2 pseudogenes are annotated in these 698 nt (G+C 27.9%); both read right to left on the reverse strand.

Features of this window, described 5'->3' with window-relative positions:
• Positions 1-446: pseudogene (locus V6U76_RS05375) on the reverse strand (NADH-quinone oxidoreductase subunit M); the annotation flags it as partial.
• A pseudogene (locus tag V6U76_RS05380) lies at positions 430-698 on the reverse strand (NADH-quinone oxidoreductase subunit L); the annotation flags it as partial. The pseudogenes V6U76_RS05380 and V6U76_RS05375, both read right to left, overlap by 17 nt.

Here is a 698-nt window from a genome sequence, read left to right on the forward strand (position 1 = left end):
ATTATAAAAAACATTGGAATTAAAACTGCTTCGAAGAATATATAAAAACTTATAGTGTTAAGCGAAATAAAGAAACCATTTACGAAAGCCTGAAGCAATAAGAACAGTGCTAGATATGATTTAAGATTTAGGTAATTTTCTTGGCAGTTATAGAGTGCACAAATGAAAAATAAAAAGTTAGAAAGTAAAAGAAAGGAAAGAGATATTCCATCTATTCCTACTTGAATATCTTTAGTTAAGAAACTTACAAATTGAAAACTTGCATCACAATAATTAAACTTTACTGTGATTATAAAATTCAATACCAGAGACAATATAGTAAATACTATAGCGACACACTTGAAATAAAATGACTTATGATCGATTTTCATTAGTGACAAGATAGCTGCACCAATCAAAGGAAATAAAAACGTAGAGAATAACACTATATTATCGCAATGTAACATAAAATATTGTATAGATTGCACCTACTATTAAAGCAGTAAATAAGGTCAGCGCATAATCAAATATATAACCAGTTTGTAATTTTACAGAACTTTTTGAACATTCATTAACTAATTTGATAGCGCCTTTTGGTCCAAATGCATCAATAACCTTAACATCACACCTCCATAGAACTTTAGAGATAAATCTTACTGGCATTACTATAATAAACTCATATATTTCATCAAAGTACCACTTATTTTGCAAAAACTTCA

The organism is Wolbachia endosymbiont of Pentidionis agamae, from assembly GCF_036711655.1.
Taxonomy (GTDB): Bacteria; Pseudomonadota; Alphaproteobacteria; order Rickettsiales; family Anaplasmataceae; genus JAZHPY01.